Consider the following 2,707-nt stretch of genomic DNA (forward strand, 5'->3'; position numbering starts at 1 on the left):
GTGATCTGAAAGGCCCGATCTGTTAGGGTGCCCGCCGATGCATGCCACACCACACGAGGATACCGAGTGAGCGCCGAAGAACCCCTGATCGCCGACCTTTTCGAAGTCGACAAACGCCTGTCCCTCAAGCCCGTGGTGGACTTCAACAGCTACCTGCGCAACGCCTTCGGCGAAGGCGCGTGCCGTTGCCATCGCTGCACCGAAGGTGGCGACCAAGGCACCTACAGCCACGCCCACACCTTCACCTTCGACGGCAGCCAATGGCACCGCCGCTTTGCCAGCACCTCCGGCAGCGACGTCGCCCAGGCCCTGAAAAAGGCCTGGCTGTCATACACCAAGGCCGATCTCAACCTGGTCGGCGCACTGGACCTGGCCACCCTCAAGACCTTCACAGAGGCTGCCCTGCACGCGCGCCTGCTGGCCCTGCTGCCTGCCAGCGGCCTGGCCCGCGAAGTGGATGGCCAGTGGCTGCTGCAAGCCCAGGCCGACTGACGGCCCGGCGGTAAAGCAGGATTCTCCCGTTCTGCTACCGTGGGAGAATCCGTTCATCCGCAGGTAGTCCGCCATGGCCCGTACAACGCCCATCGAGCTGTACCGCAATATCGGTATCGTCGCCCACGTGGACGCCGGCAAGACCACGACCACCGAGCGGATCCTGTTCTACACCGGGGTCAATCACAAGATGGGCGAAGTGCACGATGGTGCCGCGACCATGGACTGGATGGCCCAGGAGCAGGAGCGCGGCATCACCATCACTTCGGCGGCAACCACTGCCTTCTGGCAGGGCTCGACCAAGCAGTTCGCCCACAAGTACCGCTTCAACATCATCGACACCCCGGGCCACGTCGACTTCACCATCGAGGTGGAACGCTCGCTGCGCGTGCTCGATGGCGCGGTGGTGGTGTTCAGCGGCGCGGACGGGGTCGAACCTCAGTCCGAGACCGTATGGCGCCAGGCCAACAAGTACCACGTGCCCCGCCTTGCCTACATCAACAAGATGGACCGCCAGGGCGCCGACTTCCTGCGCGTGGTCAGGCAGATCGATCAGCGCCTGGGCCACCACCCGGTGCCGATCCAGCTGGCGATCGGCAGCGAAGAGAACTTCATTGGCCAGATCGACCTGGTGAAGATGAAGGCGATCTACTGGAACGATGCCGACCAGGGCACCAGCTACCGCGAAGAAGACATCCCCGCCGAACTGCAGGCACTGGCCGACGAGTGGCGCGCGCACATGGTCGAGGCAGCGGCCGAGGCCGATGACGAACTGCTCACCAAGTTTCTCGAAGGCGAAGCGTTAAGCATCGAAGAGATCAAGGCCGGCCTGCGCAAACGCACCCTGAACAACGAGATCGTGCCGACCATCCTCGGCTCGTCGTTCAAGAACAAGGGCGTGCCGCTGATGCTCGACGCGGTCATCGACTACCTGCCCGCCCCGTCGGAGATCCCGGCCATCAAGGGCACCGACCCGGATGACGAAGAAAAGCACCTGGAGCGACACGCCGATGACAGCGAGCCGTTCTCGGCCCTGGCATTCAAGATCGCCACCGACCCGTTCGTCGGCACCCTGACCTTCGCCCGGGTCTACTCCGGCGTGCTCAGCTCCGGCAACGCGGTGCTCAACTCGGTGAAGGGCAAGAAGGAACGCATTGGCCGCATGGTGCAGATGCATGCAAACCAACGCGCCGAAATCAAAGATGTGTGCGCCGGCGACATCGCCGCGCTGATCGGCATGAAGGACGTGACCACCGGCGACACCCTGTGCGACATGGACAAGCCGATCATCCTGGAGCGCATGGACTTCCCCGACCCGGTGATTTCCGTGGCGGTGGAGCCAAAGACCAAGGCCGACCAGGAAAAAATGGGCATAGCCCTGGGCAAGCTTGCCCAGGAAGACCCGTCATTCCGCGTGCGCACCGATGAGGAGACCGGCCAGACCATCATCTCGGGCATGGGCGAGTTGCACCTGGACATCATCGTCGACCGCATGCGCCGCGAGTTCAACGTCGAGGCCAACATCGGCAAACCGCAGGTGGCCTACCGCGAGAAAATCCGCAACACCTGCGAGATCGAGGGCCGCTTTGTCCGCCAGTCCGGTGGCCGAGGGCAGTACGGTCACTGCTGGATCCGCTTCGCCCCCGGCGACGAGGGCAAGGAAGGCCTGGAGTTCATCAACGAGATCGTTGGCGGTGTGGTACCACGCGAGTACATCCCGGCGATCCAGAAAGGCATCGAGGAGCAGATGAAGAACGGCGTGCTGGCCGGCTACCCGCTGATCAACCTGAAGGCGGCGGTGTACGACGGCTCGTACCACGATGTCGACTCGAACGAAATGGCCTACAAGATCGCCGCCTCGATGGCCACCAAGCAGCTGTCGCAGAAAGGTGGTGCGGTGTTGCTGGAGCCGGTGATGAAGGTGGAAGTGGTGACCCCGGAGGAGTACCAGGGTGACATCCTTGGCGACCTGAGCCGGCGCCGCGGGATGATCCAGGATGGTGATGAAACGCCGGCCGGCAAGGTGATCCGTGCCGAGGTACCGCTGGGCGAGATGTTCGGCTACGCCACCTCGATGCGCTCCATGACCCAGGGCCGGGCCAGCTTCTCGATGGAGTTCACCCGTTATGCCGAGGCACCGGCGAGCATTGCCGATGCCATCGTCAAGAAGAACCGCGGGGAATAGTTCATTCGCCTGTACCGGCCTCTTCGCGGG

The 2,707-nt window shown here is 63.5% G+C and carries 2 protein-coding genes; both read left to right on the forward strand.

The annotated features are described in order from the left end of the window. Positions 1-66 precede the first annotated feature (66 nt). Positions 67-492 carry a hypothetical protein gene (locus ACK1U9_RS14015; RefSeq protein WP_108480801.1) on the forward strand — a complete coding sequence of 142 codons (426 nt, stop codon included), beginning with the start codon at positions 67-69 and terminating at the stop codon, positions 490-492. Positions 493-565: 73 nt separating this feature from the next. Then, positions 566-2,677, forward strand: a complete 2,112-nt coding sequence (gene fusA, locus ACK1U9_RS14020) for an elongation factor G (protein ID WP_046615596.1) — start codon at positions 566-568, stop codon at positions 2,675-2,677. Positions 2,678-2,707: the final 30 nt, after the last annotated feature.

Source organism: Pseudomonas sp. XP1, assembly GCF_053557675.1.

What these genes read in the sequence shown, in the direction of transcription:
- fusA (WP_046615596.1), top strand. Translation starts at nt 566, where the DNA reads ATGGCCCGTACAACGCCCATCGAGCTGTACCGCAATATCGGTATCGTC.